Source organism: Stenotrophomonas sp. STEN046 (assembly GCF_056759755.1).
In genome coordinates this window covers 18,204-41,483 of sequence record NZ_JBRRDR010000018.1, presented here as the reverse complement: position 1 = coordinate 41,483, position 23,280 = coordinate 18,204, and the positions used below count along the sequence as shown (strand labels likewise).

Annotated in this window: 15 protein-coding genes and 4 tRNA genes; 6 read left to right on the top strand and 13 right to left on the bottom strand. The window is 66.2% G+C overall.

Translation table 11 applies throughout. From position 1 onward, the window contains the following. Position 1: 1 nt before the first annotated feature. From rplK to ACVOLJ_RS10555, 10 genes are all read right to left on the bottom strand, one after another. The gene (gene rplK / locus ACVOLJ_RS10600; protein ID WP_004145248.1) at positions 2-430 is read right to left on the bottom strand and encodes a 50S ribosomal protein L11; all 429 of its coding nucleotides are present in this window, start codon (positions 428-430) and stop codon (positions 2-4) included. A gap of 260 nt (positions 431-690) precedes the next feature. Further along, on the bottom strand, positions 691-1,251 hold the full coding sequence (gene nusG / locus ACVOLJ_RS10595; RefSeq protein ID WP_004145203.1) for a transcription termination/antitermination protein NusG: 561 nt from the start codon (positions 1,249-1,251) through the stop codon (positions 691-693). 10 nt (positions 1,252-1,261) lie between these two features. Further along, the gene (gene secE / locus ACVOLJ_RS10590) at positions 1,262-1,675 is read right to left on the bottom strand and encodes a preprotein translocase subunit SecE (protein WP_475281272.1); all 414 of its coding nucleotides are present in this window, start codon (positions 1,673-1,675) and stop codon (positions 1,262-1,264) included. A 48-nt stretch (positions 1,676-1,723) separates the two neighbouring features. After that, a tRNA-Trp gene (locus tag ACVOLJ_RS10585) sits at positions 1,724-1,799 on the bottom strand. A gap of 101 nt (positions 1,800-1,900) precedes the next feature. Next, entirely contained in the window at positions 1,901-3,091 is a 1,191-nt protein-coding gene (tuf, locus tag ACVOLJ_RS10580; protein ID WP_089238985.1) for an elongation factor Tu, read from the bottom strand. Positions 3,092-3,130: 39 nt separating this feature from the next. Continuing rightward, positions 3,131-3,206: transfer RNA gene (locus ACVOLJ_RS10575), tRNA-Thr, on the bottom strand. A gap of 48 nt (positions 3,207-3,254) precedes the next feature. After that, positions 3,255-3,328, bottom strand: a tRNA-Gly gene (locus tag ACVOLJ_RS10570). Between the two features lie 26 nt (positions 3,329-3,354). Beyond that, positions 3,355-3,440, bottom strand: a tRNA-Tyr gene (locus tag ACVOLJ_RS10565). Between the two features lie 136 nt (positions 3,441-3,576). Next, on the bottom strand, positions 3,577-4,593 hold the full coding sequence (locus tag ACVOLJ_RS10560; protein ID WP_481564102.1) for an isoaspartyl peptidase/L-asparaginase family protein: 1,017 nt from the start codon (positions 4,591-4,593) through the stop codon (positions 3,577-3,579). A 99-nt stretch (positions 4,594-4,692) separates the two neighbouring features. Beyond that, positions 4,693-5,709 carry a cyanophycinase gene (locus ACVOLJ_RS10555; RefSeq protein WP_481564101.1) on the bottom strand — a complete coding sequence of 339 codons (1,017 nt, stop codon included), beginning with the start codon at positions 5,707-5,709 and terminating at the stop codon, positions 4,693-4,695. Between the two features lie 169 nt (positions 5,710-5,878). Between ACVOLJ_RS10555 and ACVOLJ_RS10550 the strand changes: the two genes are divergently transcribed. The 6 genes from ACVOLJ_RS10550 to ACVOLJ_RS10525 all read left to right on the top strand — a co-directional run bounded on the left by ACVOLJ_RS10550 (position 5,879) and on the right by ACVOLJ_RS10525 (position 20,256). Further along, positions 5,879-8,617, top strand: a complete 2,739-nt coding sequence (locus ACVOLJ_RS10550; RefSeq protein WP_475281269.1) for a TonB-dependent receptor plug domain-containing protein — start codon at positions 5,879-5,881, stop codon at positions 8,615-8,617. A gap of 189 nt (positions 8,618-8,806) precedes the next feature. Continuing rightward, entirely contained in the window at positions 8,807-11,572 is a 2,766-nt protein-coding gene (locus ACVOLJ_RS10545) for a response regulator (protein ID WP_481564100.1), read from the top strand. Continuing rightward, a complete protein-coding gene (locus ACVOLJ_RS10540) occupies positions 11,569-12,786 on the top strand; it encodes an EAL domain-containing response regulator (RefSeq protein ID WP_475281267.1) in 1,218 nt (405 codons plus the stop codon). The genes ACVOLJ_RS10545 and ACVOLJ_RS10540 overlap by 4 nt, the downstream gene beginning before the upstream one ends. A gap of 123 nt (positions 12,787-12,909) precedes the next feature. Further along, positions 12,910-16,113, top strand: coding sequence for a hybrid sensor histidine kinase/response regulator (locus ACVOLJ_RS10535; protein ID WP_481564099.1), 3,204 nt, complete (start codon positions 12,910-12,912; stop codon positions 16,111-16,113). Beyond that, the gene (locus ACVOLJ_RS10530; RefSeq protein ID WP_475281265.1) at positions 16,110-16,751 is read left to right on the top strand and encodes a response regulator; all 642 of its coding nucleotides are present in this window, start codon (positions 16,110-16,112) and stop codon (positions 16,749-16,751) included. Before ACVOLJ_RS10535 ends, ACVOLJ_RS10530 begins: the two co-directional genes overlap by 4 nt. A gap of 262 nt (positions 16,752-17,013) precedes the next feature. Continuing rightward, positions 17,014-20,256: an autotransporter family protein gene (locus tag ACVOLJ_RS10525; RefSeq protein WP_481564098.1), complete on the top strand. Its 3,243-nt coding sequence runs from the start codon at positions 17,014-17,016 to the stop codon at positions 20,254-20,256. A gap of 486 nt (positions 20,257-20,742) precedes the next feature. Here ACVOLJ_RS10525 and ychF read toward each other — a convergent pair whose 3' ends face one another. The 3 genes from ychF to ACVOLJ_RS10510 form a co-directional block, all read right to left on the bottom strand. Next, on the bottom strand, positions 20,743-21,834 hold the full coding sequence (gene ychF / locus ACVOLJ_RS10520; protein WP_089238969.1) for a redox-regulated ATPase YchF: 1,092 nt from the start codon (positions 21,832-21,834) through the stop codon (positions 20,743-20,745). Between the two features lie 105 nt (positions 21,835-21,939). Next, positions 21,940-22,518 carry an aminoacyl-tRNA hydrolase gene (gene pth, locus ACVOLJ_RS10515; RefSeq protein ID WP_475281346.1) on the bottom strand — a complete coding sequence of 193 codons (579 nt, stop codon included), beginning with the start codon at positions 22,516-22,518 and terminating at the stop codon, positions 21,940-21,942. A 59-nt stretch (positions 22,519-22,577) separates the two neighbouring features. Continuing rightward, positions 22,578-23,198, bottom strand: a complete 621-nt coding sequence (locus ACVOLJ_RS10510) for a 50S ribosomal protein L25/general stress protein Ctc (protein WP_475281345.1) — start codon at positions 23,196-23,198, stop codon at positions 22,578-22,580. Positions 23,199-23,280 lie beyond the last annotated feature (82 nt).

The window sequence follows — 23,280 nt, the reverse complement described above, 5'->3', positions numbered from 1 at the left end:
ATTAACCCTCCACCACGAGGCCCATGGAACGGGCAGAGCCAGCGATGGTACGCACGGCGGCGTCCAGATCGGCGGCAGTCAGATCCGGTTCCTTCGCCTTGGCGATCTCTTCCAGCTGCTTACGGGTGACCTTGCCGACCTTCTCGGTGTTCGGGCGCTTGGAGCCCGACGAGATGCCAGCGGCCTTCTTCAGCAGGGTGGTGGCCGGGGTGCTCTTGGTGATGAAGGTGAACGTACGGTCCGAATAGGCCGTGATGATCACCGGAACCGGCAGACCCGGCTCGAGCTTCTGCGTGGCGGCATTGAAGGCCTTGCAGAATTCCATGATGTTCAGGCCGCGCTGACCCAGCGCAGGACCGACCGGCGGCGAGGGGTTGGCCTGACCGGCCTTCACCTGCAGCTTGATATAACCGACAACTTTCTTTGCCATGAGTATGCTCTCCGGGTGCTAGCGCCTTGCGACAACAGGCTCCCCATCGGACCGGGAATCACGCGTCCCGGCATCGCGTTTTGAAATCATGCCGAAGGCCACCTTTCGGCGGCTTCGTCCTGCTGGCTTCCCAGCGGGGAGCCGCGCACTATATCAGGTTTTTTCTTCACATGCCTGAAGCGGCATATAAACGAAGGAAACCGGGCTGAGCCCGGTTTCTGGTCCTGCAGCGGTCGAGCCTGCTCGACCCTGCAGACAGATCAGACGGCCTTTTCGACCTGGCCGAACTCGAGCTCGACCGGGGTGGCACGACCGAAGATCAGCACCGAGACGCGCAGACGGCTCTTCTCGTAGTTGACCTCTTCGACGACGCCATTGAAGTCGTTGAACGGACCGTCGGTGACGCGGACCATCTGGCCCGGCTCGAACAGGACCTTCGGACGCGGCTTCTCGACGCCTTCCTGGACACGGTTGAGGATGGCTTCGGCTTCGGAATCGGCAATCGGCAGCGGGCGGTCGGCAGTTCCGCCGATGAAACCCATCACGCGCGGGGTTTCCTTGACCAGATGCCAGCTTTCGTTGTCGATGCGCGGAATGCCGGCTTCCTCGTGGGTCTCGATCTGGACCAGCACGTAACCCGGGAAGAACTTGCGCTCGGAACGGCGCTTCTGGCCGGCGCGCATCTCGATCACTTCCTCGGTCGGAACCAGGACGTCGCCGAAGCGCTCTTCCATGCCGTCACGGACGATGCGATCGCGCAGAGCCTGCGCCACCGACTTCTCGAAGCCCGAATAGGCGTGAACGACGTACCAACGCTTCATGCATTTCTCCTTAGCGGCTCAGGAACCACTGAGTCAGTTTCTGGATGAAGAAGTCGAACCCACCCAGCAGCAGGCTGAGAATGAGAACAACGACGATCACCACCCAGGTCATGCGAATGGCTTCCTGACGGGTCGGCCAAACTACCTTGCGCAGTTCGAAACGCGACTCGGACAGGAATTCGCGGGTATCGCGCCCCTTGCCGGTCAACATGAACACGCCAATGCCGCCAACCAGGCCAACCACCACCGCCAACGCACGCAACTGACCCGTCCACGAACCCAGCTGGGTTGCGCGACCGGAATCAGCGGAGAACCAGAACCAGACGAACAGTCCAGCCAGCACCAGCAGCGATGCAAGGACGTACTTGACGATATCCCCGCCTTGCGCGGAGGTGTCCTTGGAATGTTCGATCTTGCTATTCATCAGGCTGTGTCTGCTTTAGCGGCAAGGCCGCTGGATAAGGTGGGCAGATGGCACGCCAGGAGGGACTCGAACCCCCAACCTGCGGTTTTGGAGACCGCTGCTCTGCCAATTGAGCTACTGGCGTACGTAGAAAACTTGCCTTCCCTTAGACGGCGAAGGCGGACCGAGGTTCCCGGCCCGCCACTCGCCCGACCGGCAGCGCTATGCGACCGCCGGCATGCAGGCTTACTCGAGGATGGTGGCAACCACGCCAGCACCGACGGTACGGCCGCCTTCGCGGATCGCGAAGCGCAGGCCGGCGTCCATGGCGACCGGGTTGATCAGGGTGACAACCATCTTGATGTTGTCGCCCGGCATCACCATCTCGACACCTTCCGGCAGCTCGACCGCACCGGTGATATCGGTGGTACGGAAGTAGAACTGCGGACGGTAGCCCTTGAAGAACGGGGTGTGACGGCCGCCCTCGTCCTTCGACAGCACGTACACTTCGGCGTCGAACTTGGTGTGCGGCTTGATCGAACCCGGCTTGGCCAGGACCTGGCCACGCTCGACGTCGTCACGCTTGGTGCCGCGCAGCAGCAGACCGGCGTTGTCGCCTGCCTGACCCTGGTCGAGCAGCTTGCGGAACATTTCCACGCCGGTCACGGTGGTCTTCTGCACCGGACGGATGCCGACGATTTCGATTTCTTCGCCGACCTTGATCACGCCGCGCTCGATACGACCGGTCACCACGGTGCCGCGGCCCGAGATCGAGAACACGTCTTCGACCGGCATCAGGAATGCCTTGTCGACGTCACGCTCCGGGGTCGGGATCCAGGTGTCCAGCGCCTCGACCAGCTTGATGACAGCCGGCACGCCGATGTCGCTCTGGTCGCCTTCCAGCGCCAGGCGGGCCGAACCCGAGATGATCGGGGTGTCGTCGCCCGGGAAGTCGTACTTGCTCAGCAGCTCACGGACTTCCATTTCGACCAGTTCCAGCAGCTCGGCATCGTCAACCATGTCGGCCTTGTTCAGGAACACGACGATGTACGGCACGCCGACCTGACGCGACAGCAGGATGTGCTCGCGGGTCTGCGGCATCGGGCCATCAGCGGCCGAGCACACCAGGATCGCGCCGTCCATCTGGGCAGCACCGGTGATCATGTTCTTGACGTAGTCAGCATGACCCGGGCAATCGACGTGAGCGTAGTGACGAACGGTGGATTCGTATTCGACGTGCGCGGTCGAGATCGTGATGCCACGCGCCTTTTCTTCCGGCGCAGCGTCGATCGCGGAGTAATCCTTGAACTCGCCACCGAAGCGCTCTGCACCGATCTTGGTCAGTGCGGCGGTCAGCGTGGTCTTGCCGTGGTCGACGTGACCGATGGTGCCGACGTTGACGTGCGGCTTGGTGCGCTCGAACTTACCCTTGGCCATGGCTGCTTATCTCGAATTCGTCTGGTGTGGTGCTGAAGATGGTGCTCACAAAAGGAATCGAACCTTCGACCTCTTCCTTACCAAGGAAGTGCTCTACCGACTGAGCTATGTGAGCGAGTTTTGCATTATGGCATGAACTCGATAATATTCAAAGTTCACTCAATGGAGCGGGAGACGGGGATCGAACCCGCACCATCAGCTTGGAAGGCTGAGGTTCTACCATTGAACTACTCCCGCACCGGGAATGTGCCACAACGTGAAGCTGGTGGAGGGAGGTGGATTCGAACCACCGAAGGCGTAAGCCAGCAGATTTACAGTCTGCCCCCGTTGGCCGCTTGGGTATCCCTCCTTACCACCCCATTCCGTGCCGCCGAAGCGTTGCGGTGTGTGGTGGTGAGCCCGCAATTCTGGAGATGAAGCGGGGGTCTGTCAACGCTTTTTTTCACTTTTTTTCACATGCGTCGCAAACCCCTTGATACGAAAGGCTATCGCTCCGGCAGTGCCAGTGGCTCGTCAGCGAAGATGGCTACGTGGGCCACGCCATCGGCACCAATCCAGCCCCGGTACATGCCCTGGGTGTTGAACGGGGTGGCCGCTTTTCCGTCTGCCGAGAGCACGATCGCCCCGCCGTCGCCGCCCATCTGCGGGATCGCCTCATTGATGACGCCCTTGCCGGCCTGCTCCGGCGACTGCCCCAGATAGCGCATGCGCGCGCAGATCTCGTGCGCTGCGGCGGTACGTATGTAGTACTCGCCCCAGCCGGTGCCTGATACCGCGCAGCGCGCATCGGCCCAGGTGCCGGCGCCGATGATCGGCGAATCGCCGACGCGGCCGTAACGCTTGTTGGTCATGCCACCGGTGGAGGTGCCGGCAGCCAGATGTCCCTGCGCATCGAGCGCCACCGCGCCGACGGTGCCGAAGTGCTTTGCGGTTTCCAGGTCGGCATGTGCCTGGCCACTGGCTTCTTCCTTCAGCGCGCGTTGCAGCTGCTGCCAGCGCTTGTCGGTGCGGAACCAGGACGGGTCGACCAGGGAGATGCCCTGCTCCACCGCGAAGGCCTCGGCGCCCTGCCCGACCATCATCACGTGCCTGGACTTCTGCATCACCGTCTGCGCGAGCAGGATGGGATTGCGCACCCGCTGCACGCCGGCCACTGCGCCTGCGGCCTGGGTAGCGCCATCCATGACCGCTGCATCGAGCTCGTTGCGGCCGTCATGGGTGAAGACCGCGCCCCTGCCGGCATTGAAGGTCGGGTCATCCTCAAGCACGGTGATGGCTGCGGTGACCGCCGCCAGTGCCGGGCGCCCGGCCGCCAGTTCGGCGTGCCCCTTCAGCAGCGCGGCCTTCAATGCGTCGCGGGCTGCCTTCTCTTCGGCCGCCGTCAGATCCTTGCGCTCGACCCCGGCGCCGCCGTGGATGACCAGCAGCGGTGACGTGGAGGGGGCGGCCTGCGCGAGCAGGGGCAGCGACAGCAGCGCAGACAGCGCCAGACGCAGTTTCATCGGGTGGATCTCCAGGGAAATACGAAAAGGGGGAAGCCGGTAGCGCGGGGCCACGCCCGGCGCGCGCAGCGCGGCAAGGCCGGAGGGCGTTGCCCGACACTAGCGGGTCAGCTCGATCTGGCCGTCATCGATATCGGCCATTGCCTGGTAGGCGGCGTCGGCCTGCAGGTCATCCAGCCGCATGCGGCTGCCGCTGGCGACCACGGTGACCGGCACCGCATGGAATCGTAGCGGCTCGCCTTCCACCAGCCGGTCGGCATCGCGGCCGGGGCTGACCACCCAGACCTTGCCCTCGCCGTCGGCGCTGTAGACCTGGGCCTGGCCATCGGGTTCCACGCACAGGGCGGTGTCCTCATCGATGCCGATACCGACCATGTCCGTGTCACCACTGTCCTGTGCGGCGCGGGCAACGAACACGATCAGGCGACCGAGACGGTCGCGCTTGTCGAAATGGGTATCGGTGACCACCCGCTGCAGGAAGGGCAGCTGCAGGAAGCCGCGGTCCAGGGTGACGGCCGCGCCCATCGGGTCGGCCATCGCACTGGCCGAATCGATGCTGCCACCATCGAGCGCGCCATAGGCGTAGCCGCCGAGGATGGCCAGGCCGGCGCTGGTGCCGGCAATCGGCTTGCCGGCGCGCACATGGGCATTGAGCGCCCGATTGAGCGCGGTGCCCTTCCAGAAGCGGATGTAGCGCGACTGGTCGCCGCCGGCAATGAAGATGGCGTCGGCAGCAGCCACCACGCGCAGCACGGCCGGATCATCGGCACCGCGGCGGTTGTCGAACACCAGGGTCTGCACGGCGGTGGTGCCACCGATGTCGCGGTACAGGCGCTCCTGCAGCTCGTCGGTACCGGAGGCACGCAGGATCAGCACCCGGCCATTGCCGGCCTGCCGCAACCACCACTGGAAGGCTTCAGGCACCCACTCGCCGCCGCCCATCAGCATCATCGCCGGTGCGCGCGGCCCGGGCCGTGGCGCGTCCAGATCACCCACTTCGTAGTACGCGAAGCCGGGCTCCATCAGCGCCTGCGCGGGGGCGGCCAGCGGCCAGCCAAGAACCAGCAGGGCCAAGGCCATGAGCGGGGCGCGCAGCATGTGATGAAGGCGTCGCATCTTGATCTCCCTGAACGAAATCGACTTGCAACCGTTTTCACTCTTTGCCAGACCTGTCACCAGTAGTCAAGGACATAAAAAAGGCGTTAAATGCGCGCGCCCGTTCCGGAAATGTGAATGGGGGACAGGGCCCCTCCTCTGCGGGCCGGCATCATTTCGAGAATTTCTCATGCGTAGACAGGCGATGGCATGGTCGATCCAGCTGGCGTTGATGGGTGTTGCTGCTTCGGCGGCGGCACAGGCTCCGGCTTCCTCTCCGGTGCAACAGCTCGATTCGGTACAGGTGACCGGCTCGCGCATCCCGCGCGCCCAGGTTGAAGGTCCCGCCCCGATCACCGTGATCAACGCAGACCAGATCCGCTCGAGCGGCTTCACCACCGTGCCGGACGTGCTGCGCGCGATGACCCAGAACGGCGGTGAGACGCAGAGCCAGCAGTCCTCCGGGGGTGCCGACTTCTCGCCGGGTGCGCAGCAGGTCGACCTGCGTGGCCTGGGGCCGAACCACACCCTGGTGCTGGTCAACGGCCGCCGCATCGCCGACTTCCCGATGCCGTTCAAGGGCCGCAGCAACTTCACCGACGTGTCCAACATCCCGCTGGGCATGATCGAGCGCATCGAAGTGCTGACCGGCAGTGCATCGGCCATCTACGGTTCGGACGCGATCGCCGGCGTGGTCAACTTCATCCTGAAGAAGAAGGCCGATGGCACCACCGTCGACATGCGCATGGGCACCACCACCGAAGGCGGTGGCGAGTCGTTCGACATGAGCCTGTCCAGTGGCTTCAGCCGCGGCAACTTCAATGCGGTGTACAGCGTCGAGCTGCAGTCGCAGGCTCCGCTGTGGGCCTATGAGCGCGAGCTGCAGGATTCGACCCAGGACGGTCCTACCGAAGGCTCGCGCATTGCGCGCCGCGCCTACCTGCGCACCGATTACAACGACGATTACCTGGACCCGGGCGCAGCCACCTGCGAGGCGCTGGCCGGGCAGAACCAGGGCAGCACCTACCGCGCCTTCCGTCCGCGCTACGGCTACTACTGCGGCAGCGACAGCTCGATCGCCTACGGCACCATCCTCAGCAAGCGCCGCGGCGCCAACGGCTATGCCTCGCTGAGCTACGACTTCGACAACGGCCAGCAGTGGTTTGCCGACGTGCAGCTGGGCTACCACACGATGGCGCTGATGCGCGATGTCACCTCGTGGGGACGCATGGCCGCCGACGGCGACGAGTCGGGCTACTTCAACAACGAAGCCACCGGCGAGATCGAGTTCTGGCAGCGGCAGTTCTCGCCCGAGGAAATGGGCGGGCTGGACAATGCGATGGTGCGCAGCACGCAGAAGACCTTCAGCGTGACCACCGGCTTCAAGGGCAACCTGACCGGCAACTGGGACTACGAGGCTGCACTGAGCCATTCGCAGTATCAGTCGCGGATCAGCTGGGCACAGATCATCGCATCCAAGGCCAACGATCTGTTCCTGGGCCCGCAGCTGGGTGAGGACGAGGACGGTTTCCCGATCTACAACGCCGATCCGTCGCGCCTGTACCGGCCGCTGACCCGCGCCGAGTACGATTCGATCGCCGCACGCACCACCTACACCCCGAAGTCGCGTACCGAGACGGCGGCGCTGACCCTGACCAACGGTTCGCTGTTCACCCTGCCCGGTGGTGACGCCGGCTTCGCTGCAACGGTGGAAGTGGGCCAGCAGGCGTATTCGCTGAATCCCGATCCGCTGGCGACGCAGTACTACTACTACAGCTGGAAGGATTCGAACGGCAAGGGCTCGCGCAACCGCTGGGCCACTGCCGCCGAGCTGCGCATGCCGCTGCACGAGACGGTCAACCTGAGCGTGGCCGGCCGCTACGACCAGTACCGCTACTCGGGCCACACCATCGGCAAGGCCACCTGGAGCGGCGGCCTGGAATGGCGTCCGATCGACAGCCTGCTGGTGCGCGGCTCCTATGGCACCGCGTTCCGCGCACCGGACCTGCACTATGTGTTCGCCGGCCCCGGCAACGACGAGACCAGTGCCGAGGACCTGTACAACTGCCGCGCCGATGCGGCCGAGGACTGCGCCGATTACGAGCGCAACGTGATCCGCAGCCGCAGCGGCAACCGCCAGCTTGAGCCGGAAACCAGCACCTCGTGGAGTGCCGGCTTCGTGTGGTCGCCGGCAGCGGGCCTGGACCTGTCGGTGGACTGGTTCGACATCGACATGCGCGACCAGGTGCAGGACATGGACGTGCGTTCGATCCTGGCCGATGAGGCGAACTGCCGCCTCGGCGATGCCGACGTCAGCTCGCCGACCTGCGTGGATGCGCTGGCGCGCGTCACCCGCACCGACGATGGCCGCCTGTACGGCGTGCACGTGAATCCGATCAACGTGGCCCGCGAGTCCACCTCGGGCATCGACGTGGGCCTGCGTTACCGTCTGCAGACCGGCATCGGCGACTTCATCTTCAATGGCACCCACACCTGGGTGAAGAAGCATGATTTCCAGCGTTATGCCGGCGACCCGACCGAAGACCAGTTCGCGGTCAACAGCGGCTTCGACATCCCGCGCACCAAGACCGGCCTGAGCGTGACCTGGGAGAAGGCTGCCTGGTCGGCAACGGTTTACGGTTCGCGGCTGGGCAAGCTGCCGACCTCGGACAGCTACGACCAGGTGTTCGACTGGGACAGCGGCGACAGCCCTTACATCAAGGCGACCTACCGCTACAACGCCTCGCTGCAGTACCGCTTCGACGATCATTCGCGCCTGTCGCTGTCGGTGGTCAACGTGTTCAACAAGATGCCGCCGAAGGACAGGACCTATACGTCCTATCCGTACTACGACGTGTCCTGGTTCGACAGCGTGGGACGCACGGTCAACCTGCAGTACACGCACAAGTTCGGTGGTGGCGCGCTGTAACGCCGCCACGGGCAGCACACCGGTCACGGCCCCCGCTTCGGCGGGGGCTTTTTTTTTGCCAGCGCCTTCTGCCAGGCCCGCTGCCTGCCTGAACGGCAGCCACGCGCAGCATGCCGACGGATGTGGCCTGGCCGTTTTTTAGGACGCAGCTGATTCCGGCAGGGCGCAGGCCGTCCCTAGGATTGGGGCATGTTCCGGTTCCCACGCCCTTCCCTGCCCCTGGCCGCGCCGCCGACCACCGCCTCGATGCTGCTGCGCTGGCTGACGGTGTGCGTGTTCCTGTGCCTGATGGCGGCAACCGGCTTCTACCTGATGGCCGCGTTGACCGCGGACATTTCCACCCATCGCCGCGACATGAACGCCGCCGCGTACAGGGCGCAGATCTACTTCGACCAGCGCGAGGCCCTGCTGCGCTACCTGGGCGACTCGGTGGTGATCGGCGATCCGGCGGTTACCGCCAGTGAGGCGGTGCGGCAGCTGCCGCTGGACGGCCCCGGAGGCAGCGCCGGCCAGCGCCTGCTGCTGTCACCGCGTGCCGAACATACCCTGCAGGTGCTGCAGACCCATCTGCTGCTGGTCGATGCCAGCGGCACGCACTGGCTGGCCGGCGGCCAGGCCGACGTGGACATCGCCGGCCTGCCCTCGCTGCGGGACCTGCAGGCACGTAGTGGCACGCTGCCTGGCAAGGATCCGGTGTACTGGCTGCGCCCCGGCGATACCGGCGTCGCCCTGGCGCAACCGGTGCACGCCGGCGCGCGCCCTGCGCAGTGGCTGCTACTGCTGCTGGACAGCGCCGCAGCGGCCGGGATGATTGATGGCCAGGGCATCGGCGGCTACGCGCTGCTCGACCGTGACGGGCAACCCGCGCTGTCCAGCCTCGCACCGCGCCTGGACAACGCCGGCTGGAAGACCCTGCAGCACCGGCAGGACGACAGCTTCGGTGCGTTGTGGAGCGCCGGACTTCCGCGTGGCGTGGCACTGGTGAAGAGTGTCGGCAATGATGGCTGGCGGCTGGTCTACCACCTGCCGCCGCGCCTGCTGCTGGGCGACCTTGCGATGCCGCTGCTGACCGGCAGCCTGCTGCTGATACTTGCCGGACTTGCGTTGCGCCTGCTGCGCCAGCGCGTGGACCGGCAGTTGATCCAACCTGCACTGCTGCAGCATCGACGGCTGCTGGAGAGCCTGGATTTCAGCTCCACGGTGATCGATCTGGCGCCGGTCGGCATCTGCGTCCTGCGCCGCAGCGACCGCCAGCTGCTGTTGTCCAACCAGCTGCTGCGCGACTGGCTGGGCGAGGAGGAGCGGGAGGGCGATTGGCAGGCACCGTGGCGCGGCCACGCCGGCGAACGCGGACGCGGCCTGGAGTTCACCGCACGCGACGGCCGCCAGCTGCAGGTGCTGCATGCGGCCTGCCGTTACCAGGATGACGACGTGCTGCTGTGCGTGTTCCATGACATCTCACGCCATCGCCAGGCGCAGGCGGCGCTGTCCTCGGCGCGGCAGGCAGCCGACGCCGCCAACCAGGCCAAGAGCGCGTTCCTGGCGACCATGAGCCATGAGATCCGCACGCCGCTGTATGGCGTGCTGGGAACGCTGGAACTGCTCGGGCATACCGCGCTGGACCCCCGCCAGTCGCAGTACCTGCGCACCATCGAGAGCTCCTCGTCGGTGCTGTTGCAGCTGATCAGCGACGTGCTGGATGTGTCCAAGATCGAATCGGGCCAGCTGAGCCTGGAGCCGGCATCGTTCTCGCCGCGCGAGCTGACCGAGAGCGTGCTGCGCAGCTTCGCCGCTGCGGCGACGCGCAAGGGCCTGCAGGTACTGGTCTGCACCGATCCCCGGTTGCCGACACGGGTGCTCGGTGATGCCGACCGGATCCGCCAGGTGCTGGGCAACCTGCTCAGCAATGCCATCAAGTTCACCGACCATGGGCGGGTCGTGCTTCGGGTACGGCTGGTGCAGCGCGAAGGCGAATCGAGCGTGCTGGCCTGGCAGGTCACCGACACCGGTGCGGGCATCGCTGCAGAGGAACAGGCGCGCCTGTTCGAACCGTTCCGCCAGGTGCGCGGCACCGCCAGCGCGCAGGGCACCGGCCTGGGCCTGTCGATCAGCGACCGTCTGGTGCGGTTGATGAGCGGCGAACTGCGGGTGGTCAGCGAGCCGGGCCTGGGCAGCAGCTTCACCGTGCGCCTGCCGCTGCCGGTGGTGGCCGCCGCCGAGGACGGCCCGGCGCTGCTGCCCGAGCCGCTGGTGTATGTGCGTGGCCGCGACCGCGAACTGGTCGACAGCGCCTGCGGTTGGTTGCGGCGCTGGGGCGGCAGTGCGCAGCCATTGCAGGGCGACCCGCGCCTGCTCGACCAGGCCGGTGCCATCCTGATGGATGGCGAAGCGGAACTGCCGCTGGCATGGGACGGGCCGCGGGTGCTGGCCTCGATCGATGGCGGCGATCAACCTGCACCGACGGCCGATGGTGCCCTGCTGGTCACCCTGCACGGGATGACCGCGATCGGCCTGGCCATTGCCCGCCAGCAGCAGCGCGGCACGCTGCTGCCGGTGTCCGCGCGCGATGTGCAACCGGTCCCGTTGGGGCTGCGGGTGCTGGCCGTGGAGGACAATCCGATCAACCGGGTGATCCTGGCCGAACAGCTGCAGTCGCTGGGCTGCGAGGTGGAACTGGCGCAGGACGGCATCGAAGCGCTGCAGTGCTGCCAGAGCCACGACTTCGACCTGATCGTGACCGACATCAACATGCCCCGCATGGATGGCCACGCGCTGGCCCGACGCCTGCGCGCCGATGGCATTTCCCTGCCCGTGATCGGCGCCACCGCAAACGCTACCGCCGAGGAACGCGAGCGCTGCCTGGCCAGCGGCATGCAGGGCTACCTGAGCAAGCCCATCGACATCGCACGCCTGCGCCAGGCGCTTTCCGCCGTTCGCCAAGGAGACCCCGCATGACCCAGCGCGTCCTGATCCTGGAAGACCAGCCGTTCCAACGTGGCTACCTCGTCAATCTGTTCAGCGCGCGCGCCGACGTGCAGGTCGATGCCTGCGAGGACGTCGATGCGGCGATCGCGCTGTGTGCCTGCCAGGTCTACGACCTGGTGGTGAGCGACCTGCTGATGCCTGGCCAGGATGGCATCCAGTTCATCCAGGCCCTGGCCGCACAGCCGCGACCACCACGACTGGCGGTGGTCAGCGCGGCTTCACGGCGGATGATGAGTTCGGCGCGGTTGATGGCCGAATCACTGGGGCTTGAAGTGGTCGGCCTGCTGTCCAAGCCGGTCGCTGCCAGCGATGTTGACGCGCTGTTCGGCGTGCTGGCCCAGGCGCGCCCGGCGCCGCGTGCGTGCCCGACGGCCGTGGCCCCCGAACCGGACCAAGCACAACTGCGCCAGGCACTGGCCGATGGCAGCCTGACCGCCTGGTTCCAGCCCAAGAAGTCGCTGCAGACCGGCCGCGTGGTGGCCGCCGAAGCACTGGTGCGCTGGCGCCACCCACACCTGGGTACGCTGGCGCCGGGCAGCTTCCTGCCGGCACTGTGCCGCCACGGACTGGAGGGCGAGCTGCTGCGCACGATGCTCAAGGCAAGCATCCAGGCACAGGCACGCTGGCGTTCGCAGGGCTTCCGCGTACCGGTGTCGATCAACCTGCCGCCGCATCTGCTGGAGCAGTCCGACCTGCCCGACGAACTGCTGGCGTTGACGCTCGCTGCAGGCGGGCAGCCCGGCGACCTGTGCTTTGAACTGATGGAAAACAGCACCACCCGCCATGTCAGCGACTTCTACGCCGGTGCATGCCGGTTGCGGATGAAAGGCTTCGGCCTGGCCCAGGATGATTTCGGCCAGGGCCTGAGCTCGGTGCACAACCTGGTCAATACCCCTTTTACCGAGGTCAAGATCGATCGCGCACTGGTCAGCGGTTGCGCACGCGACCCCGCGCTGCACCTGACCTTGTCCACGGTGATCGCATTGGCCAACCAGCTCGGCCTGACCATCGTTGCCGAGGGCGTGGAAAGTGATGCCGACCTGGCCGCGCTGCGTCAGCTGGGCTGCAACCAGGTGCAGGGCTTCCTGATCTCGCAGGCGCTGCCGTCGGATGATTTCACCCGATTGCTGGATGAAGACCTCGCCCATCCGCTCGGCGCCGGTGCCCGCGCCGCATCGCGCTGACACACCAGGCGGAAAAGCTTCACAGTCCCGTCAAGAGGCATTGACGATTCTGTCTTTGCAGCCGCCCGCGCTGCACTCCGGGGCTTCCACCCGCCATCGACGACTCCTGCTCCGAGACCTGCCATGCCGGCCGAGGCCGCCCCCGTACGCCGACTCGCCCGCCGTTCCCTGCGCGTACATGCCCTGCTGATCGGCGTGGTGGTGCTGGCAACGCTGCAGGCCGGGCTGCTGCTCTCTACCGGCAGCCAGCTGTTCAACGAAGAACAGAGCAAGATCCGCTATCACTTCCGCCGGCTCGACGGCACCTTGCAGGAGCAGGAACGTTTCCTGCGGCAGTGGCGGCTTCACGACGTGGGTAGCCGTGGGCAGCCGGTAGCCGACAGCAGTACGCCGCAACGTGGCCCGCTGTTCGCCAATTTCGCGCAGATCGGCACAGACGACACCGCAAGCGCGGCGCCGGCCGAGCTGGGGGACCGCTTCCTGCGCTTCCATGGCACGTTCTGGGCCGCATCGCGCTTCCCACCACCGCAATGCCTGCTGGTTGACGGCCAGGGCAAACGTGGCCTGCTTGCCCCGCTGCAGACCTCGGCCAGCGATGCCGGCCAGAGCAGCCCGCACCACCTGCAGCCGGCGCTGGCCGCCATCCACCAGGTGATGCGCGAACGTCCGGCATTGCGACGCGGCAACATCGTGTGGGCGCCGGTCGCCTGGCGCGATGGGCAGACCCGTCTGCTGGCCATCGCGCATGCGCCGCAGGATGCACGGCTGTGGGGCGAGCGCAGCGAAGACTCGCTGGCCGCACTGGCCTGCCTGCTCGACCCGGGCCGCGTCGACGATTACCGGCAGGTGATGGGAACGGCGGTGTTCGAGCGCCTGTCGCTGTTCGACGGCAATGGCCGCCTGCTGCTGGGCGACGCCGAGGATGGCGCCCGCAGCGGCCCGGCCTGGCAGATGGGTCGCGATGGCCTGGTGTTCCGCATGTACAGCGAGCGTGGCTGGCTGGCGGTGTATCACGTTGGCTGGCAGCAGGTGTTCCAGCATCCGCGTGGCCCCCTGCTCGGCAGCGTGCTGGTGGCACTGCTGCTGGCCATCGGCGGCGTGCTCATCCTTCGTGCCTACCGGCGTTCGGTGATCGAGCCGTTACGCAGCAACCATGCGCGCCTGCTGGAAAGCGAGGCATTCAGCCGCACCATTCTCGACAACGCGCCCATTGGCCTGTGCCTGCTGCGGCGCACCGACGGGCGCGTGCTGCTGGACAACGCGCTGGCCCGGCGCTGGCTGGGCGAAGACCACGACGAAGGGGGCTGGCATGGCCCATGGCGGCGCAGCGTGCTTGCTGCAGGCCGTACACCGGTTGGTGATGGACTGGCCTACACCACGCCGGACAACCGCCACCTGCTGATCACGGCCACGGCGGCGCGCTATCGCGGCGAGCCTGCCGTGCTGTGCCTGTTCATCGATCTCAGCAGCCAGCACGAGGCAGAGCAGGTGCTGCAACAGGCGCGACGTGCGGCCGACCAGGCCAACCGGGCCAAGAGCCAGTTCCTGGCCACCATGAGCCACGAGATCCGCACACCGCTGTACGGCGTGCTCGGCACGCTGGAGCTGCTCGGCCTGACACCGCTGGATGCGCGCCAGCAGGATTACCTGGGCACGATCCAGCGCTCATCGTCGACGCTGATGCAGCTGATCAGCGACATCCTGGACGTCAGCAAGGCCGAAGCCGGCCAACTGAGCCTGGAACCGGGGCCGTTCGATCCGGTGCGTCTGACCGAGGACGCGCTCGATTCCTACGCTGCCGCAGCGGCGCACAAGGGCCTGCAGTTCTACGCGTGCATCGACGCGGATGTGCCATCGGCCGTCAGCGGCGATGCGGCCCGCATCCGCCAGATCCTCAACAACCTGATCAGCAACGCGCTGAAGTTCACCGACAGCGGGCGCGTGGTCGTGCGCCTTGCCCTGCAGGATGCCGAGGGACACGGCGGCCTGCGCTGGCAGGTTGCCGATACCGGCATCGGCATTGCCAGTGAACACCAGGCGCATCTGTTCGAACCGTTCTTCCAGGCCAACCCGGGCACCGATGCGATGCGCGGCACCGGACTGGGGCTGGCCATCTGCGCGCATCTGGTGGCACTGATGCAGGGCCAGCTGCGGGTGGTCAGTGAAAGTGGCCTGGGCAGCAGCTTCAGCGTTGAACTGCCCCTGCCGGCGGCGACGCCGGATCCGTTGCAGGCGCCGGTGCCACGGTTGCCGACGGCGGTGTCGGTACAGGTCCGCGGCAGCGTCCGCGAGTTCGCCCAGTCGGTGTGCGAGCGACTGCAGCAACGCGGTGCGCAGGCCAGCCTTCATCGCGAGGACGCGGTGGGGCTTTCCGACCCGGCGGCGGTGATGCTCGATCTGATACTGGATGAGGGAGTGCCCACCTGGGACGGCCCACAGGTGGTTGCCTGCCGCGAAGGCGGAATGCAGCCGCTGCAGGTGCAGGGCCACTGGCAGGTTGGCCTGCACCGGCTGGATGCCATCGTGGCCGCGCTGGCCGCTGCCAGCGGACAAACTCTCCCGGCGCATGCCGGCGGACACCTGCCGACGCCGCGCAGGTTCGGCCTGCATGTACTGGTGGCCGAAGACAATCCGATCAACCAGGCGATCCTGCGCGGCCAGCTCGAGCAGCTCGGCTGCCACGCCGTGGTCGCCAGTGACGGCAACGAAGCGCTCGGCTACTGGCAGCAGCGGCCCTTCGCGCTGGTACTGACCGATCTGAACATGCCCGGGCTGGATGGCTATGGACTGGCCCGCGCGCTGCGCGCACGTGGCGTGGGCGTACCGATCCATGGCGCCACGGCCAACGCCGACCCGGCCGAGCGGCAGCGCTGTTTCGAGGCGGGCATGCAGGGCGTGCTGGTCAAGCCGATCACGCTGGAAGCGCTGCAGCGCCTGCTGGCGCAGGTGGCCGCGTCCGCACAGGTGCACCCCTCCAGCGAACAGGCCCGCGACGAAATCGATGGCCCGCTGCGGGTGCCGGACAAGATGCAGACCCTGTTCCTGCAGACGATGCAGGCTGACCTGGACAGCCTGCAGCGTGCGATCGACGACGGTGCGCCCGAGCGCGTGGCACAGGTGCTGCACCGCATCCGCGGCGCGCTGGTGATTGTCGATGCCTCGGCGCTGGTGGCCTGCGGCGAGCGGATCGAACAGCGCATTGCCGACGGCGAACGCCTGCCCACCCTCGCAACCGCACTGGCTGGCTTCAGGCAGCGCCTGCAGAGACTGCTTGAACCGCTGGCCCAGGCCGGATCCTCTTCTCCCCGCACCCCGACATCGCCATGACCACCCGCATCCTCATCGCTGACGACCACCCGATCGTGCTTGCCGGCATCCGCGATGTCCTGGCCGGCGAACTGGACCTGGAGATCGTCGGCGAAGCCGCAGATCCGGCCACGCTGGTGGAGCTGATGGCCAGCACCCGGCCACACGCAGTGATCACCGACTACAGCATGCCCGGCGCTGACAGCTTCGGCGATGGCATCAAGCTGATCTCGTTCCTGCGCCGCAGTTTTCCCGATGCCCATGTGCTGGTGCTGACGATGGTGTCCAATCCTTCACTGGTGGCGGCGATGTACGCGGCCGGTGCCGGTGGCGTGGTGCTCAAGAGCCACGGCCTGGGCAGCCTGGTACAGGCACTGCGCACCGTGCTGGCCGATCGCACCTATCGGCCGCCCGGCCTGATGCCGGTGGCGGCGGCCGAACCTGCCGATGCCGCCACGGTGCTCGAACGCCTGTCGCCGCGGGAGCTGGAAGTGATCCGCCTGTTCACCGGCGGCATGAGCGTGGGGGACATCGCCCGCCAGCTGCAGCGCAGTGCCAAGACGGTCAGCACGCAGAAGATCAGCGCGATGCGCAAGCTGGGCGTGGACAGCGACCAGGCCCTGATCGAGTACTGCCTGCAGGCCTCGTTGTTCGCATGAAGCCGACCCGGGACTGAACGCTGCATGCCCCGGGCATGCAGCATCACAGCCTTTAGGAAGCGTCTGATTCCATCGGACGATGCTGATTTCTAGTCTGGACGCACCACCACGGTGCGCCTGTCAGCGGTCGCCGCGCAGTCGTGGCGGGACGGACATCCGATGACGCCGGCAAGCGGCCGTCAGCAGGGTGATCCGCAGCGACGCGGCCCGGCCGCGCCAGATCGCGCAGCCGTGCTGCGCACTGCCACAGGAATCCAACAGCATGAACGCCTTCCCCCCACGGCGCCGCCGTGTGTCCGCCTGCGCGCGCGTGACGCGCCATCCCCTGATTCCCAGCCTGCTGGCCAGCGCGCTGTGGGCGGTATTGCCAGCCCAGGCCAGCGAACTGCAGGGCCCGCTGAAGGTCGTCGATGGCGGCTCACTGCAACTGGAAGCTGCCGACACGCTGCTGCATTCGGGCAGCGGCTTCGCACTGGAGGTGAGCGGCGCAGGAAGCACGGCCAACCTCGATGGAAGCCGTATCGAGATCACCGGCGGAGGTAGCGGAGTCAAGGCCTCCGCAGGTGGCAACGTGCTGATCGAAGGCGGCCACATCCAACTCGGCAATGGCAGCGAAAGCGTCGGCTATGCGTTGAATGCCAGTGGTGCCGGCAGCGAGATCCGCGCCAGCAACCTGGTCATCGACGCCTATCGCAATGGCTCCGGTTACGGCACGGTCAATGCCACCGGCGGTGGCAGGATCTGGCTGCAGGGTGGCAGCGTAAGCAGCGGCGGGCATGCACTGTATGCCACCGGGCGTGGCAGCGAACTGCATGTGACCGGCACTACCATCAGCAACGGTGCCAACAGCGCCGCGTACGCCGAAGGCGGTGCGCTGCTGTCGCTGGAATCGCTGACGATGACCTTCGCCGAAGCCACCAGCGGCAACAGCGGACGCCTGTCTTCCAGTGGTACTGGCAGCGTGCTCGCGCTGCGCGATGTGGACGTGGTCAACGGCTACTTCGACATCGGCAACGGCGGTACGTTGCGCACCGTGGGCGGCAGCGCCAGCAGCAACGGCAGCAGCATCCGCCTGCTCGGCAACAGTGCGAACAAGGTGTACTCCAGCGCTGACATCAGCGGCGGCCGCTTCGAGACCCTCGGCGGGTACGCGGTCAACGTCAACAGCTGGGGCCAACTGACCGCCAACGGTGCCCACTTCACCGTGCGCGATGGCTTTTCGGGCATCTGGCTGTCCGGCGCGGACTCGCTGGCCGACCTGACCGATACGAAGATCAGCACCTTCGGCGACAACGGTTACGGCCACGGCCTGGACGTCTGGGGCGGTACCGCAACGATCAGCGGTGGCAGCATCGATACCCATGGCGATGGGGTGTATGGGCTGCGTGCCTCGGGCAGCAATCCGCCCACACCCTACTCGCGCATCCGCGCCAGGGATCTGGACATCATCACCTACGGCAGCGGAGGCGGTGGTGTATTCCTGGGTGGCAGCACCGCCGACATACAGCTCGATGGCGGCTCGATCACCACGCGGGGCAGCGCTTCGTTCGGCATCGTGCAGATGAACACTGCCAAGCTCAGCGCCGATAACCTGCGCATCCACGCGCAGGGCCAGAATTCGGGCGCCTACCGTTCCTACATCACCGTGTTCGGCCCGTACTGGGACCGCCTGGTGTTCAACAACAGCCAGCTGCAGACCGAAGATGGTCCGGCATTGTGGCTGCAGGGCAGCAACCACGAACTGGCGCTCAACAACACCGAGGTCGTCGCGCGGCAGTCGGGCAGCCTGGACGGTGGCCGCCTGCTGCGGGTCAGCGATACCGTGTTCACCGACGGAAGTTCGGTTGCCACCTCAGACATCCTGTTCAGCGCTGACAACAGCCGCCTGAGCGGCGACGTGGTGGTCGACAGTGCCACCGCCAACGTGCAGATGAGCCTGCGCAACGGCACCCTGTTCAACGGTGCGCTACGCGCTGACTCGGGCTACCAGGTGGCAACGCTGGCGCTGGATGGCAGCAGCCAGTGGAACGTGCGCGGCGACTCCAGCGTCGGCACGCTGGATCATGCCGGCACCATCGCCTTCGTCGCGCCCACGGCGGACGACTTCAAGACCCTGACCGTGACCGGCGACTACGTCGGTAACGGTGGCAGCTGGGTATTCAACCGCGCACTGGGCGATGACGCCTCGCGCGGTGACCAGCTGGTGATCCAGGGCAACAGCAGTGGCAACGCCAGCATCAGCGTGCGCAACGCCGGTGGCGCCGGCGCGTTGACCAGCGAAGGCATCCGTCTGATCAGCGTGGCCGGCCAGTCCGACGCAGCCTTCAGCCTGCAGGGACGCGCGGTGGCCGGTGCCTATGACTACTTCCTGTTCAAGGGCGGTGTCTCCACCCCGGACGACGGCAACTGGTACCTGCGTTCGGAGTACGTGCCGCCGGTGGACCCGCCGGTGGATCCGCCGACCCCGCCGGTGCCGCCGGTCGACCCGCCGATCGATCCGCCGACCCCGCCGTTGCCGCCGGTCGATCCGCCGATCGACCCACCGCTGCCGCCTGCACCGCCGCAGGTGGAACGCCCCGAACCGGCCGTGTACCAGGCCAACCAGAGCACCGCACGCGGCATGTTCCGGCACAGCCTGTACGACCGCGCCGGCGACCCGGCCAACAGCGCCGACGGCAGCAGCGATGCAATCGCCTGGGCACACGTGCGCAGCGGTCAGCCGGACAGCCGTGGCGCGCAGGTGCGGGTGGACAGTGACTTCAACAGCGTGTTGTTGGGTGTCGGCCGGCGCTTCAGCGCCAATCCGGGCGGCCAGCTGCAGGCCGGCGTGATGGCCGGCCAGGGCCGCGCGCGCAATGACAGCCGTTCACAGCTGACCGGCTACAGCGCACACGGCGTGGTCGATGGCACCAGCCTGGGCCTGTATGCGACCTGGTTGCAGGATGCACGGATGGAGCGTGGCGCCTATGTGGATGGCTGGCTGCAGTACGGCCGCTTCCGCAACAGCGTGCAGGGCGAGGGTCTGCAGAAGGAGCGCTACCGCTCACGCAGCTGGACCGGTTCGGCCGAGGCCGGCTACGTGCTGCCGCTGCACCACACCGCGCAGCACGCACTCTACCTGGAGCCGCAGCTGCAGGTGATCCACGGCCGCTACGACGCCGACCGCGTGGTCGAGGCCAACGGCACCGTGGTCGAAAGTCGCGACAAGGACAGCACCACCACGCGCCTGGGCGTGCGCGTATACACCCGTTCGTTGACGCAGCAACAGGGACAGGTACAGCCGTTCGTTGCAGTGAACTGGTGGTCCGGTGGCAACGATGCTGCCATTGCCGTGGACGGTGAACGCCTGCGCCGGCAACTGCCGCGCGACATCTACGAAGCTGCGGCCGGTGTGCAGGTGAACCTGTCCGGTGGCTGGCGCGGCTGGGGCCAGCTCAGCCGGCAGAGCGGCGGGATGGGCTTCAGCGATGTCAGTGGCCAGCTGGGCCTGTCGTACAGCTGGTGATGCACGAAGCGCCCGGCAATGGAGTGCCGGGCTGTTTTCCACACGTGGCGTGGAAAGCGATGGGGGTTTGGTGTGGACAAGTGCCTGCGAGCGCCGCACTGCAACGGCTTCAGGACATGGCGTTTTTTTATCCACGTCGCCCGGGAGTTCTCCACACCACCCGTGGAGAGTGGATGGGATTTGATGTGGACAAGTGGCCGCGAGTATTGCGCTGCAGGCGTTTCGGAGCGTGGTGAAATTTTGTCCACGCTGCATGAGCACGTTCTGTAGAGCCGAGCATGGGCGCGGCTCCACAGGGGCGTCTGCGGTTTTCCACACCATGCGTGGAAAGCGATGGGAGTTTGCTGTGGACAAGTGGCGGCAAGCGCCTCCCTGCAAGCGATTGGCAGCATGGTGATTTTTTATCCATGCCTGCAGCAGTGCACTGCCACAAACGCGAACGCCCCGCACAGGGCGGGGCGTTCGCTGTGATCCGCTGGCGCGGGATCAGACGTTGAAGCGGAAGTGCAGGATGTCGCCTTCCTGCACGCGGTATTCCTTGCCTTCCAGGCGCAGGCGACCGGCTTCCTTGGCGCCGGCTTCGCCCTTGTACTTGATGAAGTCGTCATACGCGATGGTTTCAGCGCGGATGAAGCCCTTCTCGAAGTCGGTGTGGATGACCGCGGCAGCCTGCGGGGCGGTGGCGCCCTTGCGCACGGTCCACGCACGGACTTCCTTCACGCCAGCGGTGAAGTAGGTCTGCAGGCCCAGCAGGCTGTAGGCCGCATTGATCACGCGGTTCAGGCCCGGCTCGCTCAGGCCGAGGTCGGCCAGGAAGGTGTCGCGGTCTTCATCGTCCAGCTGCGACAGCTCTTCTTCGATTGCCGCCGACACCGGCACCACCTGCGCACCTTCTTCAGCAGCGCGCGCGCGCACCGCATCCAGGTGCGGGTTGTTCTCGAAGCCGTCTTCCAGCACGTTGGCGATGTACATCACCGGCTTCAGGGTCAGCAGGAACAGATCGCGCACCAGCGCCTTCTCTTCCTCGTCCAGGCCGGCAGAACGACCGGCCTTGCCGTCGGCCAGCGCAGCCTGCAGCTTGGCCAGCACCGGCTTGCGTGCCGCCGCGTCCTTGTCGCCGCCCTTGGCCGCGCGCTCGGCACGGTTCAGCGCCTTCTCGACGCTGTCCAGGTCGGCCAGCGCCAGTTCGGTATCGATGGTGTCGATGTCCGAGATCGGGTCAACCTTGTTGTTGACGTGGATGACATCGGCGTTCTCGAAGCAGCGCACCACGTGGGTGATCGCATCGACTTCGCGGATGTGCGCCAGGAACTTGTTGCCCAGGCCTTCACCGCTGGCGGCTCCGGCCACCAGGCCGGCGATGTCGACGAACTCAACCGCCGTCGGGATGACCTTCTGCGGATTGATGATCGCTGCCAGTTCGTTCAGGCGCGGGTCCGGCACCGGTACGATGCCGACGTTCGGTTCGATGGTGCAGAACGGGAAGTTGGCCGCGGCGATGCCCGCCTTGGTCAGCGCGTTGAACAAGGTCGACTTGCCGACGTTGGGCAGGCCGACGATGCCGCATTTGATACCCATGTTTGACAGCTCTCTGGGGTGAAAGTGATTGGGGAAACAGCGACATAGGCGCTGCTTTTCCAATCATTCTCCGTACCGACCAACGGTCGGTACCTACCGCGCCAATTATTTCGGGGTGTGCAGCCGCTTCATCGCTTCGCTGAAATCGCCCTGCACCGCCAGCGGCAGCACGTCGATCGCATCATCGATGGCACGCGAAATCAGCAGCTCGTCGTCCTTGGACGGTCGACCGAGCACCCAGCCCACCACGCGGTCCTTGTGGCCGGGATGGCCGATACCCACGCGCAGGCGGTGGAACTTGCCATGGCCCAGCAGGCGGATGGTGTCACGCAGGCCGTTCTGGCCACCGTGGCCACCGTCGAACTTCAGCCGTGCCACGCCGGGCGCCAGGTCCAGTTCGTCGTGGGCCAGCAGGGTTTCTTCAGGTTCGATCTTCCAGAACCGCTGTGCGGCGGTGACCGACTTGCCACTGAGGTTCATGAAGGTGGCGGGCTTGAGCAGCCACACCGTCTGCCCGGCGATCTCGACCTTGGCGGTCTCGCCGAACAGCTTGCTGTCCACGTTCCAGCGCGCACCGGCTTTCTCGGCCAGGGCCTCAACGAAATGAAACCCGGCATTGTGCCGGGTCCGGGCGTGCTCCGATCCGGGGTTGCCCAGACCGACGATCAGTCGCAATCCTGCCATTGCATCTTCCTGGTACATGCCAGTACGGCGCCTGCCCGAAGGCAGGCTCCGCGAAGGCATTACTCGGCAGCCGCTGCTTCTTCAGCGTCGGCAGCTTCGCCCTTGCCGTGCTTGGCAGTGACGATCGCGTCGTCGTGGTCCTTGCCCTGCGCCAGCGCCGGGATTTCCACGCCCTTCGGCAGCTTGATGTCCGACAGGTAGATGATGTCACCGGCCTTCAGCTCGCCCAGGTCGACTTCGATCGACTCCGGCAGGTCCTTCGGCAGGCAGGTGATCGACACTTCCTTCAGTTCGTGGGCGACCACGACGTCGGCAGCCTTGCCAGCCGGCGAGGTGTCTTCGTTGATGAAGTGCAGCGGAACCGAAGCGGTCAGCTTCTCGTTCTCGTTCACGCGCAGGAAGTCCAGGTGCATGATCAGCTGCTTGTACGGATGGCGCTGCATGTCACGCAGCAGCACCTTCTGCACCTGGCCGTCCAGGTTCAGGTCCAGGATCGAGGCATAGAACCACTCGTTCTGCTGGGCCAGCCAGATTTCGTTGTGGTCCAGGCTGATGGCGACCGGCTCGGCGTTGCCGCCGTACACGATCGCCGGGATCACACCAGCGTGACGCAGGCGGCGGCTCGCACCCTTACGCTGCAGTTCACGCTTGGTGACCTTGATTTCATGGGTCTTCGACATTTTCGACTACTCAGGTTGTTGCCTTGCCTTGCGGCTTGGCGGTTGAAGGCACTTCCGCGACCAGAAGCGCCCGGTGTGTCCC

Bases quoted from the DNA above. Each gene is read 5' to 3' on its own strand.
- rplK (WP_004145248.1), bottom strand. From the start codon at position 430: ATGGCAAAGAAAGTTGTCGGTTATATCAAGCTGCAGGTGAAGGCCGGT.
- nusG (WP_004145203.1), bottom strand. From the start codon at position 1,251: ATGAAGCGTTGGTACGTCGTTCACGCCTATTCGGGCTTCGAGAAGTCG.
- secE (WP_475281272.1), bottom strand. From the start codon at position 1,675: ATGAATAGCAAGATCGAACATTCCAAGGACACCTCCGCGCAAGGCGGG.
- tuf (WP_089238985.1), bottom strand. From the start codon at position 3,091: ATGGCCAAGGGTAAGTTCGAGCGCACCAAGCCGCACGTCAACGTCGGC.
- ACVOLJ_RS10560 (WP_481564102.1), bottom strand. From the start codon at position 4,593: ATGAAACTGCGTCTGGCGCTGTCTGCGCTGCTGTCGCTGCCCCTGCTC.
- ACVOLJ_RS10555 (WP_481564101.1), bottom strand. From the start codon at position 5,709: ATGCGACGCCTTCATCACATGCTGCGCGCCCCGCTCATGGCCTTGGCC.
- ACVOLJ_RS10550 (WP_475281269.1), top strand. From the start codon at position 5,879: ATGCGTAGACAGGCGATGGCATGGTCGATCCAGCTGGCGTTGATGGGT.
- ACVOLJ_RS10545 (WP_481564100.1), top strand. From the start codon at position 8,807: ATGTTCCGGTTCCCACGCCCTTCCCTGCCCCTGGCCGCGCCGCCGACC.
- ACVOLJ_RS10540 (WP_475281267.1), top strand. From the start codon at position 11,569: ATGACCCAGCGCGTCCTGATCCTGGAAGACCAGCCGTTCCAACGTGGC.
- ACVOLJ_RS10535 (WP_481564099.1), top strand. From the start codon at position 12,910: ATGCCGGCCGAGGCCGCCCCCGTACGCCGACTCGCCCGCCGTTCCCTG.
- ACVOLJ_RS10530 (WP_475281265.1), top strand. From the start codon at position 16,110: ATGACCACCCGCATCCTCATCGCTGACGACCACCCGATCGTGCTTGCC.
- ACVOLJ_RS10525 (WP_481564098.1), top strand. From the start codon at position 17,014: ATGAACGCCTTCCCCCCACGGCGCCGCCGTGTGTCCGCCTGCGCGCGC.
- ychF (WP_089238969.1), bottom strand. From the start codon at position 21,834: ATGGGTATCAAATGCGGCATCGTCGGCCTGCCCAACGTCGGCAAGTCG.
- pth (WP_475281346.1), bottom strand. From the start codon at position 22,518: ATGGCAGGATTGCGACTGATCGTCGGTCTGGGCAACCCCGGATCGGAG.
- ACVOLJ_RS10510 (WP_475281345.1), bottom strand. From the start codon at position 23,198: ATGTCGAAGACCCATGAAATCAAGGTCACCAAGCGTGAACTGCAGCGT.